The following is a 16331-nucleotide window of genomic DNA, read 5'->3' on the forward strand; positions in this document are numbered from 1 at the left end:
GCTGTTTCTTGCTTCTGGTACTGCTCCATTGTCCACTGTTTGGACTGTTGGTTCTGGTTTGTATTCATCTTTTTGTGCACGAACATTTACAGTTACATTCACGGTATCTTTTGAGTCATCAGGATATGTTACAGTTACGCTACCTGCTTTATCTCCAGGTCCTGTTGTTGTACTTGGAGTTGTTGCCCATGTATAGGTTGTTCCTGCTGGTAATCCATTTTTATTAACACTTGTTCCTGCATCTGGTTTTACATCATAACTCACCGTTTGTTTTTGCACATTAGGAGTTGCAGTATATTTCGTTGTCATTGATTTGACGGTAATCGTAAATTGTCTTTGACTAGGATTGTCTGCATTATCTGTTACTTGAATAGTTGCAGTATAAGTTTTACTATCTTGTCCAACAGGTAATTTTGTTACTTCTTGAACTCCATTTTTAAATTTAATTGTCTTAGTCGCATTGTCATATACTAAGAAATCTGGTAAGCCCGTTACCGTTGTTGATTTAACACCAGTTCCTCCTGTATTATCAGTAGCTGCAACTTTTATAGAAGGTAATGTTCTATCCAATGCAATTAAATCCCAATTTTGTCTATCACTTGGTGTTGTGATCGTTGGAGCTGTTATGTCTTTTACTTCTAAAGGTATGTCAACTGGATCTGTCGTATTATCTAAATAAGTAACAGTCGCTTTAATCGTTTGAGTTCCTGCATTTGCTGTACTAATCGTTCCAGCAGTAACGGATTTCACCTTACTATTACCGTTATTACTAATAGCAACTGCTGCTTTTAAGTCATTATTTGTAACCGGAACATTTTGATTTCTAACGATTTTATTTCCTGTAGGAGCATATTCATCACTCAACTTACGAACACTTACAGTTACATTCACAGTATCTTTTGAAGTATCAGGATAAGTGACTTCTACTACCCCTGATTTATTACCAGGGCTTGATGTATCTGGTTTTGTTTTCCAAGCATAGGTTGTCCCTGATGGTAACCCTGTTTTATTGATACTTGCTTCTGCGCTTGGTTCATCTTTATAGCTAACTGTTTGTGTTTGAGAATTTGGAGTTGCTGTATATTTGAAAGTTTGTGGTTTCCATACAAAACGAATACGTCCTGGTGCTCCATTATCATTCGCATGACCTACATGTTCATAGTTCGTATTTCCAGCGGGATCTTCGGTGTATAAATAACGCGTGATTGATTTTTCACCGGCAAATGGTTGATTATTAATATTCCCACTCACCGTAATTGTTGCTGGTTGTGCATCTGAACCTGTAGTTTCAGATTTAATCTTAGTTGCTGTTAGATATAAGCCATCTGGGCTTCCTCCACCTAAATAGCTATTATCTTCTTGTCCTAGTCCCTGTCTATTATCTGCTGCAAATGCTAAGTAAACTTTAGAAACCTTTCCATTATTATCTTTTGCTTTTAAAGTAATATTATTATTTTCATGTGAATATACATAAATTTCTTGATTACCAGGATTATCATACGGAATTTCTACTGTCGGTCTAATATTATCAACAATCTCAACAGGAATATCGACTGTTTTCATCGTCGTATTTCCACGAAGAATTTCAATTTGTTTATGATGAACCGTTGGTCTTGAAGTATCTACAGTAGATCCACCTTTCCAACGAATCGTCAGATCGGTCGCAGGTGCTGTTCCATTTGATAAAGTGATATAACTTCTAGCATCACCAAGTTCACCACTTTGATGTTGATTAATACGTTTGTCTTGTTTTCCTACAAAATCTAGCACTGTATATGGTGTCGATACATCTTTAACGGCTCCATTTTGATAAGTTACTGTAACAACAGCATTTCGTGTTCCCGGTTGTTGTAAATTAAATGGTGTTTTCCATTGCACATCAACAGTAGATGGAAGTTCATTTTCTGTTTTTGACTTCACAAGATTTCTAGGATTTTTGTAAAAATCGTGTGGGTCACCGTATAATGCCGTAATACTTTGATGTTTTGCTATAGCATCATTCTGTGCATTTGTTTGGATTGTTTTAGGTGCAAATCCATCTTTAAAGTGAATCGTCATTGTTGCACCATCAGCTGAAACTTCAGCATGATCATAGTCAATGTGAACTGCTCTATTGACTACTCCTGGGTGTGCAGCCTCAAACTTTTTAATTAAAGCTGTTTTTTCTTTTTCCGTTAAATGGTGGACATCATCTACATAAGTTGGTGTTGCCAAATCATTAACCGTATTACGCTCACTTTGAGCTTTTACATGAAATGTATAAGTAATACTATTTTCCGGGTTCTTTCTTCCTGCCGCAATAGTTACTCTATAATCACCCGGTTCAACAGCTTCTCCCGTTTTATCATAACGCCCAAGCCAACCTCTTATAACCGCTTTAACTTCTGGATTATTAACAGGCCATACACCAGATGTGATATCCTGAAAGTCTTCCTTTCCAGTACGAGGATTTTTATAAGCAACTCTCAATGTTATACCTTTAAGCTTATCTAAACCACTAATAACACCTACAGTTTTTAAATAATATGGTGATTTATCTTCCTTACCTCTATTTTCTCCATATTCATACTTATATAAAGGTTCTCCTGGGCCTCTTTGACCTAACACTCTCATAAATGAGTATATCTCATCAGAATTATAATACGTCAAATCAGTTCTAGTTTCATTAACTAACCCAGCTTCTCCTCTTCCATGCTGATTTTGCGTAGGTAAAAAGTATACCGCCCTAAATCTACTCTCACCATTCCCATTAATAGGTTGGCCATTTCTAGGATCACGTTTACCAGAATGAGCTCTTGTCATGCGATTGGCTACTTTATTTCGAAGACGTGTGACTTCTTTAAGGAGCGACTCTACCTCGCCCTCCCTGTTACTATCCTCAGAACGTTTTTCAGCTGTTTTAACTAATTCTTTCTCAGCATCGCTGAACTCATAATTTATTTGATTAGCTAAACTGTGAATTTCATTTACAGTTTCTGTTACTTTTGTTATTTTTTCTTTGCTTAAATCTGATTTCTCTTCTTTTTGAGGCTCAGTTTTTTCTCTAGACTCTGAGGCTTTTTCTTTTTCAGGTTTATCCTCTAATTTTTCAAAAGATTCTTTAAGAGCTTTCTCTTCTTTATCTACCTCTTCTTGACTTACTGTCGGACTTTCCATCAGTTGTTGTGCGCGCGACAAAGAAAGATTCAATTTCTCTACTGAATCTATAGTTTTTTTGCTTAAGTCTATATTCTTAATTTTTTCTATTAATTCGATTAAAGATTGTTTATTAACCTCTGTTTTAGCTACATCCTCTTTTTTATCGAGCTCATCAGATTTTTTTGATAATGGAGAAGTGACTCCCAAATTAATCTCATTATCTTCCTGCTTAATTATTTCCTCTTTAGATGTTTTACCTTTATCCCTATCATCTCCATCTTCTGCCGAGTTCATTGATGTAACAACTGAAGATGCCACTTCATCTGCTCTGACAACTTGTGTTTGTTGCAATCCTATTGCACCAGTTGCTAAAAAAAGAGTACAGCCAAAAAGAAAATGCTTCCCTTTTTTTACCATTCTCCAATTCTTTTGATTTATTCCTTTACGATTAAATAACATAACATAAACCCCTTAATAAAGCATTAATTAATACAGTTCATTATATCAAATTATTCAAAATTACTCTACCCTTTTCTTCCATATTTTATTTTAATGGATTGAATCTAGAGTGGTAAACTGCAACTTCTAAAATATTGCTAGAAATTTATTTGAATTTCCCAATCAGTTTATTCATATTTTATTTCATTCCACTATAATTCTGTAGAGGTTCTAGTATTGATACCGAAGCAGAGTCACAAAGTATTAATTAAATATATTTTTAAGTATAACTTAACATTACTCAAACCCACTATGAATACATTAAATTTATAAAATGTAAACTAGGTCCCCACTCCCAAATCTCTCCTCTAAAGAAACACCTTTTTACGTATACCGCTTAGCATAATTCTTGAAAAATTCTATACTATTTATCTATTTAATACTTTATGAAATATTCAGAACCTAGATTGTCAAATTAAGTTAGATTTTTCATGTAACTCAGAAAAACTTGGTATGGTATTTGATAATTCAAAGACTTTTTAGGAATTCTATTTCTTTTATCAGTTTAGCTGATAAATAATTTTGAGAAATATTAGTAAAATCCATTTGTTTCGGTAGTCTATTTCGTCTTAATAAGCCATTAGAATGTTCATTGAGACCTCGTTGACTAGGACATCCTAGATACGCAATGAAAATATCAATGTCATGTGCTAAGACAAGTGTCACAACGTTATTCAGAATATAGCCTGATAGAGTGACCAACAGATGTACTTTGAATCCTCAGAACCAACGGTACTTAGAGGAATTGTATCCAATGTCGCCTAGTTCATGGAAAATACATGCTCAATGATTACGAATAGGTTGACAAAGTGATAATGGAAAACTATCGATGATGACAATGCTATTTTGAGAAAGTTGAGTATTCATGGCTTGCCGAATGATTTAAACTAACCAAATCAGCTGTCTTAACCGTCGATTAAATCGACTTCTTTCAGGGAGACACCCACAGGGAAAGAGTTGGCATATCCGATAGAAATGACGTTGTGATTTAATGCCTAGTTCAGTCTGTAAAATAAGCAAAACTAATAGAGACTGATCTGAAACCTTAGACAAGCTGATATTGTTACGATGTTTGTAAGATTCGGGACATTGTTCACTATATAGCTGAAGACAAATTTTGATAATTGTTTCAAAGTCCATTGCAAGTGATGAGATTTACCTGTATATTGTAAGTCGCTCATTGGGGCTAATCTCCTGTTTGTTTCGACACTTACAGTTTAGTACTTTTGAGCTTTTTATTGTATTTTGAAAGTAAATAGCACCACGAGTACAATTTATTAAAATCAATTATTGGCTTGTTGTTATGGCATTCAAATTAACAACTCGGGGTTTGGGGATTCCCCAAAATTCAAATAAGCCCAAAAGTTAGATTTTTTCTGTCTAACTTTTAGGGTGCAGTTCAATTTAACCGCGTTTCCTTATTTTAAAATCCTCATATGTCTTTCTTTTTTATGAGTAGCATCGTAGTATTCCAGCATCGCATGATACAAACGAGCCTTCGTTTTATCTTGTTGTTTAATTCCATGAAGAAATAATTCTGCTCGCTTTAATTTCAGTATGTATTCGCATATCTGATCAAAATCCTTGTCCATATTACTTTTGAAAATAAACATCTTTTTCCTCCATCACATCAACTATTTTTTGCATCAAAATAGACATATCCATTTTATTCTCATAGCTTATTCTCCCAACTACAGTTGCAAGACGGGCTATAGAATTGATATTCTTTCCGACTTGTTCCAACTCTTCTGTTAAAGGAACTAAACTTTCAGAGGTTATCAGAAGGTTATCACAAAGCTATTCGAGCTTAAAAATCGACAAAAAAGAGTTTGGGACAAAAAGATTTTTATTTCAGGAATTCTTTATTATAAGTTTTAAAAATCGATAGATTAGACAAAAAAAGCGAACAAGACAAAATTCTGAGTGTCAGATACCTCGTTTTGTTCGCTTTTTATATTTAAGGTTAGACTTTTGTCCCAGACTCTTTGAAATATTGATATAATCGTATTGATTAACGTTTTGAGGCAACTGACCTCGTCAGGTTGCAGCCACATTTGTAAGCGACTAAAGTCACCACAACTGTGTCAATTGCACCAATTTATCAAGAAAGTACAAAAAAGAACACCCCGAAAGGTGCTCTTTGTAAGTATAGTAATTCTTTCGAATTAACGTTTACTAAATTGTGATGCTTTACGAGCTTTCTTAAGACCTGGTTTTTTCTACATTATGATATTTATGGTAAATTATCACTAAAATCAAGTAATTTTAAGAGATAAATCCTCAATATTTACATATATAATCCTTTTGAAAATCGAGAGGTTATCAAAGGGTTATCACATTTTAGTTTTCGGAGCTTATGTAGTTGAGAAATACGAAATACTGTATCATAAAGATGATGTACAGTTTAGCAACAAATATACAGTTTCTTCGTGCCTGGACAATTTCTTTTTCTATCCTGAAGATATTTAAACAGTTCTATATATTATTTCTTGTGAGTAATTTTCATCAAAAAATTTCGGGTATTCGGATTTTATGGTGGAAAAGGGCTTATAAATCACCCTTCTCCAAATTCTTAATAAGTGTGGAAAAATCGACACCTAAGTTGTCTGTAATGTCGTGATCATTCACTTCATACCAATTGAAAGTATCGTATAACATAGCTTTATTGAAAGCACTTGAATTAAATCGTGGCTTACGCTTTTTATGGAGCTTCTCATTGAAAAGGATTTTGGCTCGTAAGGCATCAAACGAGTAACCTCTACCCATTCGCTCTACCTGCCTAATAATGCTGTTAATTGACTCCGTATAAGCATTAGTGAGCCTTTTATCAAAGTAGTTGAATATTTCAACATGCCAGTTGTCTACGGCTCTCACGAGGTCTTTATATGCGTCTTTAGAGTTGCTGGACATACAACGGTGTCTCCATTGACTATAACGAAGATGACCTTCATCTGGATCAGGAGTATCCCATATCCAGTAAAACTCTTCTTTGAGTTCATAGGCTTCTTTTAAAGCAGGAAGATTACCTAACCAAGTATCTAAGAGGAATGATTCACGTTCATTTAGATCGTGTTTACGCTTTAGAAGGATAAACCTTTAACGCATAAGGGTACGTCTTTCTTTTTGGCTCATATGGGCTTTCAAAGACTTTCTGACGTTATCTAAGGCTTGATTAGCCATTCTAACTACATGAAACTTATCTACGACAACTTTAGCTTGTGGAAGGATAGTGTTCACTGCGTCTTTGTAGGGCTTCCACATATCCATTGTGACGTACTCAATGTAAGTCCTGTCACTGATTTCTGAAAGACGTTGGATGACTGTTTCCTTGTTACGGTTAGGCTTGATGTCATAAATAGTCCTGCGTTCAATATTAGTCAATACAAGCCGAGGTCTACGGATAATATGTATCTCGTCTATCCCAAGCCACTTAGGAGTTTCAAACTGGTATTCACGTTCTTTGAGTGCCACATAGTCCTTAAAAACGTTCCTAATGGTTTTCTCGTCAACACCAACGCTTTCTGCGACTTCTACAAAGGTCTTAGACATGGATTGCTCTTGAATGGACTTTAAAAGCCTTTTGGTCATACTACGCTTTTCATCTACAGATATTAGGCGTTCCCAGAAGGTAGATCCGCATTCACGACACTTGTATCGTCTACGGTTCAATTGTAAGCCCACTCGCTTTAAACGAATGGGCAAATCCATAATTAGTTGATTTCTTGAACTGTGTTTGTACAACTTGTCAAAACCACATTCAGGACAACGTTCAGGTGGTCCGACTGCTTCAACTTTAAACATCATATCGGTTTCATTTTCTTGTGGCGGTTCTATTGTTTTAATGTCTGGTAGGGATAATAAGTCTGACATATTATTCATCCTTTATTACTCTGCAGTGTTAAGGTATCAATTATAGATTTGATGTCGAAATCATCAGTGTTAAATTATTTTTGTGACCACAAATGCACTTAGAAAATCCCTTAAAGCATTAGCTGATTCACTTGAATAGGGAGTTGTAAAAAAGTTCCCTTAGCCTGCACAGCAAGATAATTTCGAAACATCTTTATCAAAAGTTAGGACAGCCAGCTTCAATCCTTCTGCCATTGTTAGATATGGAGCCATCGTTTCTCTCAGATCTCCAACAGTTAAACCGAATTTCACAGCTAATGTTGCTGCATAAATTACGTCTCCTGCGTTTTCTGCCACTACATGCGCCCCTAACACTTTCAATGTTTTCGCGTCTGCCACTAATTTGAAAACACCTGTTGTTTCCCGATTAACGAGCGCTCTTGGAACAGCATCCAACGGCAATACCGATGTTTTCACTTCATATCCTTTTTCTTTTGCCTGTTGCTCCGTTAAACCAACCGTTGCAATCGATGGAGAAGTAAACGTAACGCCTGGAACCACTTCTAAATTGACCTTTTGATTTAGTACTCCGATTGCATTACGAGCAGCAAGTCCACCTTCATAAGCAGCTACATAAACAAATTGGGGACCGAGAGTGACATCTCCAGCTGAATAAATTCGGGAATTGGTCGTTTTAAGATAATCATCAATGACAATTTCACCACGGGAACCAACTTCAACGCCTGCTGCATGTAAGTTTAATGATTCTGTATTTGGTTTTCTTCCAGTGGCAATTAGCAATTGTTCTGCTTCAATAATTCGCTTTTTACCATTTATCTCAACATGAACTTTTTTAATGTCTCCATCTTGCTCAACTCGTTCATAGGTTGCACCTGTTACTAAATTAATTCCCTGTTCTGTTAAGGCCTTAGTAATGGCTTCTGAAATTTCAGGATCGTATTCTTTTAATAGACGCTCGCTTCTTTGAATCAAAGTGACTTCTGACCCGAGGTTATGAAATAGTTGTCCTAATTCCATGCCGATATATCCTGAACCAATTACGGTAAGACGATTTGGAACCTTCTTTAATTCCAATAAGCTAGTGCTTGTTAAATAATCTACTTCATCTAATCCGGGAATATTAGGTGCAGTTGAAGAAGCACCTGTAGCTATTAAAAATCTTTTGGCTGTGATTTGATTGCCATTTACTTCAACTGTATTTTCATTTACGAATTTTGCTTCACCTTTTATTAATTCAAAACCATAATCATCAATTAAATTCACATATTTTTCATTTCGCATCTCGGTTACTAAATCATTCTTTTGTTTTACTAATGGCGCTAAATCAACATTTGAAGCCGAAGTGTGTAATCCCACAAATGGATTATTTTTTGCTAGATGATTGATTTCCCCTGCTCTTAATAAGGTCTTAGAAGGAACGCATCCGACATTAACGCAAGTTCCACCCACCGTTCCACGCTCAATCATAGCCACTTTTGCGTTCAAAGTAACGGCTTCAATGGCAGATGAAAAGGCAGCTCCACCAGAACCGATGATGATGTAATCATAATCATAGTTACCTTCATCATTTAAACTTACATCTGTCCTTTTTTCCGATTGCACTTGTATTTCTTCTGCTTCGCCCGGTTGATATTGTGCGTCAGTAATCGCTGTTTTCGCGATATCAATGTCTACATCATACGGTAGTTCAAACAGTGCTTCTCCGCGACGATAACTAGACTCAATATTTTTAGCACCTATCTTTTCAAGTGCTGATTCTACGTGTTTTTCACAACCCGTACAAGTCATTCCTGAAATGTTTACCTTAAATTTATTCATAAAAAAGCTCCTTTCGTTAATTAATCTCTCATGTTAATGTTTCTATTATTGGACACGAATGTAATTGCTTTTCATCTGGACATCGTTGTTTTAAGTCGTCTAACATAGTTTCAATTCGTTTTAAATCCTCTATTTGTTTTTGCACTTCCTTTTGTTTTTTAGAAACAAATTCGAACATATCTTGACAACGAACTTCATCTTTATCTACAACACCAAGTAATTTATAAATCTCGCTTAAAGAGAAACCAAGTTCCTGTATTCGTTTAATAAGCCCAACACGCTTAACGTCATCATATGAATATATCCGATAACCAGCTTCCGTTCGGTGAGGTTCTTGTAATAAATTTTTTCGCTCGTAATATCTGATCGTTTCTTTATTAACTCCACATTTATCTGCAAACTCACTAATGCGATAAATCATCTTATTTCACCCCCTGAATATTATAAACCATGTACCATAGTACACGGTCAAGTAAATTGGACTATTTTATTTTTTCCCAAAGTATCACTCGTATGTGATTGATACTTTTATATAATACTATTGATTATCCTAACATCCCACCAGAAAATCCGATTTAAACACCAGTTGTTTTTAAACTATTAAGAAAGTAATTCCACTATATATTCCGAAGACCCGAAATTTCATAGAGTAGCTCCCTAGAATCATGGAAAAGTAGTAAAAATAGTTGTTATCCTAGTTGATTAAAAAAATCCCTGATTTCCTCATCTTTTATAAAATAATATATAATTTTCCCCTCTCTTCTAGTGCCCAAGATGTTTTGATTGGCTAGTTTACGAAGATGGTGGGAAGTAGATGCCATACTGAGATTTAGTAAACAGGCTATATCACAGACACAGAGTTCTTCAACAGCAAGAAGATAGAAGATGATATTTATCTGTTTATTATCGGTAAATTTTGTTAAAATGCGAAGTGATTTTTGGACTTTTTCCTTTTCAAGGTAGTTCGTTGCGGTTGTAATACTTTGCTGATTTATAACATTCACTTGGCAGATACTATCTTTTTTCATAATATTTTCTCCTAGCCTAATATAGTCCATAGTATGTCAAAACTGTTATTTTCAATCAGGATATATATCCCCAATCCTAAATAAACAACGGCAATAAACCATCTGCTATATTTTTCCAAAATTTCTCCAACAGAAGAGACTTGTGCCAATTTTTGGGCAGAAAAAACCAAGAGATAAATCATGACTAGAAAGGTAAGTAAAGCTACTATCAAATTTGCTAAATTTAAGGTAGTAAAATATGGAACAAAGACACCAATATTGTCAGCACCACAACTTGCAAAAGTAATCATAGCGACTAGAAATATCAGGTTTTTATTATCTTTGCGCAAACCTTCTTTGGCAATAGCTTCTCCATCAGAATCTCCTAAAAGCAAAACTTTGAGACCTAGGAAAATTGGAATCAAACCGAGTAAACCTAAAATCTCTTTACTAGGAATATAATTTAAGACAAATGCAAAAAGCAAACTTAGGAATATTAGACTAACAGAGCCTAGAAATTGTCCTAAATAGATGTTAATGATGTCCTTTCTGCTTTTTCTTTTGGCAAAAAATAACATTAGGATAATAAGTAAGTCTACGGCTGTCCCAGAATACAGGATTATTGAAGTAACAATATTTTGAATCATAAAACACCTCATTCAAATATATTTTTGAATGTATTCTAACATTAACCTTTGTAGATGTCAACTTAAAATCCACCAATTAATAATTGCATGTCAATATTTGTATTGTGAAACTAGTTTCAGAAATATATAGTCTTAAAGTATGTCCACTGCCAATGGTTTTTTCAATATTTAAAAGGAGAGAACCAATTTGGTCCTCTCCAGGGTATAATTTTCCACCAACCCACTACAGTTGACAAAGAGCCGTTATTCTCAAATGAGACAACTCCTTTTAGTTTTTATAACCTCAGCTTCTCGGTCTCTTACCTACTTTTAATAGAAAGACTACGAAGGACGATTCTTAAAGTAGTCAGATTGTGCAATATCGAAAGATTAGATGGGCTTAACCAATTTAACAACCCAAATCCAATTAAACTTCCATTTATTACAACTGTTTCTTGAATATTTCTTTGAATTAATTTCTGCAACGATTCAGATAAAGAATTCAATTCCTCGAAGAAATCTAAACGATTATCTAATAATAAAATATCACTCATCTGCTTAGAAATATCAGCACTTTCATTCATCACAACCCCAATATCTGCAAGCGTCAAGGCAGCAGAGTCGTTTAACCCGTCTCCAACCATCAAAATAGTTCGGCCAGCTTTCTGTAATTCCTGAACCAACTGAAACTTACCATCTGGTTTTAAATCAGTATAAACGTTGTCAAATGGCAGATCTTTAACCAACTCTTCTGTTCTAGCCAACGTATCACCAGTTGCCAGAATCAGTTTTTTCCCTTGGCGCTTTAGCTTTTTCAATGCAACTTTCGCCTCGCTTCTCAAGGGAGTGTGGATACAAAACATCCCAATTAATTCTTTCTTATAAGCCAAAAACAATAAATTGTAATGAGTCTTATATTGCTCAATCAAGGCCAGCTGCTCAGAACTAATTCTTACCTGTTCGTCTTGCATTAGTACATAATTTCCAATGACAACCGATTGACCATCAATTTGCGATTTAATCCCTTTGCTTGCAACATACTGAAGCTTGCCATGCATTTCTTCGTGTTCAATGCCTTCAATTTCAGCTTGTTTAACAATTGCATTGGCAATAGGATGATAGATATGTTCCTCCAAACATGCACTTATTCTTAAAATATCTTTCTCAGTATAATCTCCGAAAGGAAGAACCTTTTCAACCAAAGGATAACTCGTCGTGATGGTACCCGTTTTATCAAACAAGAAAGTATCCACTTCCAGATATTTTTCTAATACATCACCATCTTTAATAACCATTTCTCGATTTAGACCTTCCTTTATGGCCGTAAGGTAGGCTACAGGTGTGGATATTTTTAGAGCACATGAAAAATCCACCAATAAAAAGGAAATGGCTTTTGAAAACGAACCTGTTAACAGATAAGTCAAACCAGCACCTAAGAAGTTATATTTTACAACCTTGTCTGCCATCCTAATAAAATGACGTTGTTTTGTCTTCTTACTCTCTTCAGATTTTTTCATCAGATTGATGAGTTGCAAAATACGACTGTTTATCTGATTATCAGTCACACGAATTCTTAACTCTCCTGTTTCCAAAACAGTATTCGCACATACAGAATCTCCCTCTTTCTTTTCAACAGGGAAGCTCTCTCCAGTCAAGGAACTCTCATTGACCATGCCTAATCCTGAAACCACTTGGCCGTCAAACAAGATTTCATTACCTTGGGAGACAACTAATACATCACCTACTTGAACATCAGAACTCTTGATGCTGATGACCATGTCTCCCCGCACTAAGAAAACATCACTTTCTTTAGCAAGAAGGCTTTGTTCCAAATCTGTTGCTGTTTTTTTTAAAGACCACTGATCCAGATGATTACCCAAATCAAGCATAAACATGATGTTGCTAGCTGTCTTGGATTGGTTCATAAACAAGGACAACAAAATGGCCGAACAGTCCAAGACCTCCATGGTTAGTTCCTTGCGCGCTAAAGTTTGATAGGCTTCTTTGACATAACCCAAAGCCTGATAACAAGTCCAAATATAACGAATAGGGTAGGGTACAAAACTTCGAAACAGCAAACGCTTAATCGCTGCACCCGATACAATTGAATAAGCACTCTCTTCTCTACGAATGGGAAGAGTCATCAAGTCCGAAACTTTCCCCTTGTCAATTTTTTTTAAAAAGGCCTCTGCATTTTCTAATACAGAGAAGCCTTCTTTCATACGTAGAGTAAAGTGCTGCTGATCCATATAAAACTGAATAGAGTCGATCCCTTTTTCATCTTTAGCCAAGGAACGAAGATAATCTTGAATATCCAAGGTCAGTGAAAACGAGGACGATAATCGGATATGTTGATATCCTCTGTGTAGCACTTTAAAAGACATATTATTCACCTGTCAGGCTATCTAATTGTTCTTCTTTCTTTTCCTGTTCGTATAAATATTTAGCGTCTTGTAAAACATCATCACCGTGTTGTTTTACAACAGAAACAGATGCATCCAGTCCATCTTTCAATTTGTAAGCTTTAGCCAAGGCCTTAGAATAGCCTTTCTTAGCTTCTTTACTTGCTAAGACTTTCAAGCCAAGCGTCCCAAATGCTACCCCTCCTAAGAAGAGAGATGATTTTTTCGCAACTTTTGCGACGTTTAATACTTCTTTTAACATGTTTATTTCCTCCTTGTAACTATTGTAGCGAAAAATGACAGCAAAAGCAATTGCTGATATCTGATATATAGATAAAATTCTCTATACTGATATTTAATTATATTATGATGAAAACAATATACTTTATTTTTTGATACTGTCAATAATTATGTGTAAACACTTAAGTAGAGTTACGGAGTGTTAATTAAATAAGCTTTCAAGTGTATCAGAACATTGACCAAACCCTTTATGGATTCGTTGACTTTGCTTGAAATTATAATCTTCAAACAACGTAACTAAGTAACGTTCCAGAGCCTCCTCATTAGGAAAAAGAACCTTCTTTTTCGTTTGATGTTTGATTTCTTTGTTAAGAGACTCAATGAGGTTTGTCGAATACATGCTGTGCCAAATCTGGTAGGGAAACTGATAAAAAGTTAAAAGATTATCCGTCTTCTCCAGACTTTCCATGACTTTCCTATACTTTGGTTTCCATTCGGCGAGAAAGTCCTCTAAAGCTTGTCCTGCCATTTCTAAATTTTCAGCACGATAAATCATTATAAATTGCCCCAGAATAACCGCTCTATCTGCTCGTTTCACTTTACTAGCTAGATTTCGACTAATATGAATTAAGCAACATTGTTGTTTAGCTAATGGGTGAGCCTGACTGATAATCTGCTCAAGCCCCTTAAAGCCATCTGTAACTACAAGAGAAATCTGTTGGATTCCTTGGTTTTGAAGCTTGTCTAACAGGGTGGACCAAGAAGCATTGTTTTCTTGAGGCAACTGTGCATAGCATATCTCTATGCGACTAAAGTCGCTAGAGCTATCCTAATTGCGCACCGCCAGTTCTCATAGAAAAAAACACCTTGCAAGATGCAAAGTGTTTTCGTTTGTATTCTGCTGTCCAGTAACGAATTAACGTTTACTAAATTGTGATGCTTTACGGGCCTTTTTCAAGCCTGGTTTGGAAAGTATGAATTTCAGTTGGACTAAAAACAGCGTAATATCAAGACTTTTCTCCGCTTTTATAAAAGCGTTTTTCCAATCAAATTCAACTAATTTTATCTAAATGGTGTGGATTTTACCCCCAAAATTACAGAGAATGGAGCTGATAAACACTAAACGTTCACACCATTAGTTAAATGATTTTTTTCATCATTTTTCTTAGATGATAGAACTTCTAATTTATTTCTTATTCAAGCAAAAACAACCTGCTATAAGTAAGAAAGAGGAAGATACAAGAAAAACACGGCGTAAAAACCGATTCAGTTCATTGTCCTCAATCCTTGTCTGCTTCATTTTCTTTTACGAGATCGTTTTGTGAATCTTTTTCAGAGAGTTTTTGATCAATATACTTGTCAATGTTTTCATAAAATTCCTTGGTCGCTTCACTATCTAATGTTGGCGAGTTCTGAACTTGATTCACTTTCAATTGAACAGATTGAATACCGTAAGAGGCTTGTTTTTGGTGGAGTGTTTCTAATTCTTCTTCTGAAATCGGATCTCCAACAACCGTCAAGACCAATTCATTGTTACTTGACTTGTAGACTTGATTAATAACCGTATAATTGGCGAACTCTTTTCCTACAAACTGTTTGATCCCTTCTTTGCGCGCTTGTTCTATTGTCAGAGTAACTGCCGAATAGCTAGCTGGAAGAATCAACAATACAATCAAAGAAATCAAGCCAATTCTCATTTTAATGCTCAGCTCTTTAAATGAAGTTAAAGGAGATTTTCTCATCAAAATTCTTGTTCCAACAATGTTGGCTAGCATGATAAAGACACAGTTGATCAAGAAAAGATAGAGAGCCCCCAATAAAAATCGTACATTCCCATTAGCTAAACCATAGCCAGCAGTACAGATAGGCGGCATCAAAGCTGTAGCAATGGCTACTCCTGGCACGATATTGTTTGCTTCTTTTTTCCTTGAACCGATCACACCAGCAATCCCACCAGCAATAGCAATGAGGACATCCCAAATGGTTGGAGAGGTTCGTGCAATCAACTCGCTACTTGCATAAGACAAGGGAGAAATCCAGAAATACAGAGTCGAGACAAGCAAACTGACCAACACTTGAGTCAATAAAACCTCTAGAGATTGCTTGATTAAACGCGTATCAAAAATAGCTAAACCGAATCCCAGTCCAACAATCGGTGTCATGAGAGGTGAAATCAACATGGCTCCTATAATGACAGCTGTTGAATTCATATTTAGTCCGATAGAGGCAATAAAAATTGCACACATCAAAATCGCTGTATCTCTCAATCGAACATGAAGGTCATCGTATAATTTCTCACGGTATTCCCGTGTTGAATAATTGGCAGTCATTTGTCCTCTCCTCTTTCCTTATTTAAATTGGTATAATAATTAAAAATAACAGCTGATAAACAGCCAAAAAATATGAGCCCATAAATCGTCAAGAAGACACTGGTAATCCTTCCAATCAAGGTCACAGCTAGGAGATCCCCGTAGCCGACAGTCGTCGAAGTCACAAAAGCATACCAAAGACCGTCTCCGTAATTTGTGATAGCAGGTTCAACTAGGAAAAGCACGCCTCCTGACCCAAAAACAAAGGTCACAAAACTCAGAGCAAACCGAGTAAAACCCGTAACCTGCATAATATGCCATAACATTTTTAAACGTTTCATTTGTTCTCCTTATTCATACTAGCTCCTGACCGAGCCGTTTTTTTCCAATAATCAAAGTGAAGATAGGACATGATCTCCATCA

11 protein-coding genes and 3 pseudogenes are annotated in these 16331 nt (G+C 35.6%); all 14 read right to left on the reverse strand.

The genetic code is table 11. The annotated features are described in order from the left end of the window. Positions 1–3597, reverse strand: a 3597-nt coding sequence (locus tag ADJ60_RS02055) for a Rib/alpha-like domain-containing protein (RefSeq protein ID WP_275043737.1), incomplete at its 3' end; no start/stop codon positions are given. Positions 3598–4051: 454 nt separating this feature from the next. Continuing rightward, positions 4052–4817 (reverse strand): annotated as a pseudogene (locus ADJ60_RS10960) (transposase). A 237-nt stretch (positions 4818–5054) separates the two neighbouring features. Then, the gene (locus ADJ60_RS02060) at positions 5055–5249 is read right to left on the reverse strand and encodes a hypothetical protein (protein ID WP_049543111.1); all 195 of its coding nucleotides are present in this window, start codon (positions 5247–5249) and stop codon (positions 5055–5057) included. Next, positions 5230–5379: a hypothetical protein gene (locus ADJ60_RS11440; protein WP_236564374.1), complete on the reverse strand. Its 150-nt coding sequence runs from the start codon at positions 5377–5379 to the stop codon at positions 5230–5232. The genes ADJ60_RS02060 and ADJ60_RS11440 overlap by 20 nt, the downstream gene beginning before the upstream one ends. 804 nt (positions 5380–6183) lie before the next feature. Next, positions 6184–7506, reverse strand: a pseudogene (locus tag ADJ60_RS02070) (ISL3 family transposase). Positions 7507–7665: 159 nt separating this feature from the next. Further along, positions 7666–9324, reverse strand: a complete 1659-nt coding sequence (merA, locus tag ADJ60_RS02075; RefSeq protein ID WP_049543113.1) for a mercury(II) reductase — start codon at positions 9322–9324, stop codon at positions 7666–7668. Between the two features lie 28 nt (positions 9325–9352). Continuing rightward, a complete protein-coding gene (merR, locus tag ADJ60_RS02080) occupies positions 9353–9745 on the reverse strand; it encodes an Hg(II)-responsive transcriptional regulator (RefSeq protein ID WP_000640389.1) in 393 nt (130 codons plus the stop codon). A 268-nt stretch (positions 9746–10013) separates the two neighbouring features. Next, positions 10014–10352, reverse strand: a complete 339-nt coding sequence (cadX, locus tag ADJ60_RS02085; RefSeq protein ID WP_000711094.1) for a Cd(II)/Zn(II)-sensing metalloregulatory transcriptional regulator CadX — start codon at positions 10350–10352, stop codon at positions 10014–10016. Positions 10353–10363: 11 nt separating this feature from the next. Next, positions 10364–10978: a CadD family cadmium resistance transporter gene (locus ADJ60_RS02090; RefSeq protein WP_049516165.1), complete on the reverse strand. Its 615-nt coding sequence runs from the start codon at positions 10976–10978 to the stop codon at positions 10364–10366. 299 nt (positions 10979–11277) lie between these two features. Beyond that, positions 11278–13341: a heavy metal translocating P-type ATPase gene (locus ADJ60_RS02095; RefSeq protein WP_002893754.1), complete on the reverse strand. Its 2064-nt coding sequence runs from the start codon at positions 13339–13341 to the stop codon at positions 11278–11280. A gap of 1 nt (position 13342) precedes the next feature. Further along, the gene (locus ADJ60_RS02100) at positions 13343–13621 is read right to left on the reverse strand and encodes a DUF6110 family protein (protein ID WP_002893755.1); all 279 of its coding nucleotides are present in this window, start codon (positions 13619–13621) and stop codon (positions 13343–13345) included. A gap of 180 nt (positions 13622–13801) precedes the next feature. Beyond that, positions 13802–14392: pseudogene (locus ADJ60_RS02105) on the reverse strand (IS256 family transposase); the annotation flags it as partial. 487 nt (positions 14393–14879) lie between these two features. Further along, positions 14880–15929, reverse strand: coding sequence for a DUF389 domain-containing protein (locus ADJ60_RS02110; protein WP_000126416.1), 1050 nt, complete (start codon positions 15927–15929; stop codon positions 14880–14882). After that, a complete protein-coding gene (locus ADJ60_RS02115) occupies positions 15926–16249 on the reverse strand; it encodes a potassium channel family protein (RefSeq protein ID WP_000825751.1) in 324 nt (107 codons plus the stop codon). Before ADJ60_RS02115 ends, ADJ60_RS02110 begins: the two co-directional genes overlap by 4 nt. Positions 16250–16331 lie beyond the last annotated feature (82 nt).

Origin of the sequence: Streptococcus pseudopneumoniae (assembly GCF_001076775.1) — a bacterium.
Taxonomy (GTDB): Bacteria; Bacillota; Bacilli; order Lactobacillales; family Streptococcaceae; genus Streptococcus; species Streptococcus pseudopneumoniae_G.

Excerpts from the sequence above, each read along its gene's own strand:
- merR (WP_000640389.1), bottom strand. The coding sequence starts at position 9,745 with ATGATTTATCGCATTAGTGAGTTTGCAGATAAATGTGGAGTTAATAAA.
- merA (WP_049543113.1), bottom strand. The coding sequence starts at position 9,324 with ATGAATAAATTTAAGGTAAACATTTCAGGAATGACTTGTACGGGTTGT.
- ADJ60_RS02100 (WP_002893755.1), bottom strand. The coding sequence starts at position 13,621 with ATGTTAAAAGAAGTATTAAACGTCGCAAAAGTTGCGAAAAAATCATCT.
- ADJ60_RS02090 (WP_049516165.1), bottom strand. The coding sequence starts at position 10,978 with ATGATTCAAAATATTGTTACTTCAATAATCCTGTATTCTGGGACAGCC.
- cadX (WP_000711094.1), bottom strand. The coding sequence starts at position 10,352 with ATGAAAAAAGATAGTATCTGCCAAGTGAATGTTATAAATCAGCAAAGT.
- ADJ60_RS02060 (WP_049543111.1), bottom strand. The coding sequence starts at position 5,249 with ATGTTTATTTTCAAAAGTAATATGGACAAGGATTTTGATCAGATATGC.
- ADJ60_RS02095 (WP_002893754.1), bottom strand. The coding sequence starts at position 13,341 with ATGTCTTTTAAAGTGCTACACAGAGGATATCAACATATCCGATTATCG.
- ADJ60_RS02115 (WP_000825751.1), bottom strand. The coding sequence starts at position 16,249 with ATGAAACGTTTAAAAATGTTATGGCATATTATGCAGGTTACGGGTTTT.
- ADJ60_RS02110 (WP_000126416.1), bottom strand. The coding sequence starts at position 15,929 with ATGACTGCCAATTATTCAACACGGGAATACCGTGAGAAATTATACGAT.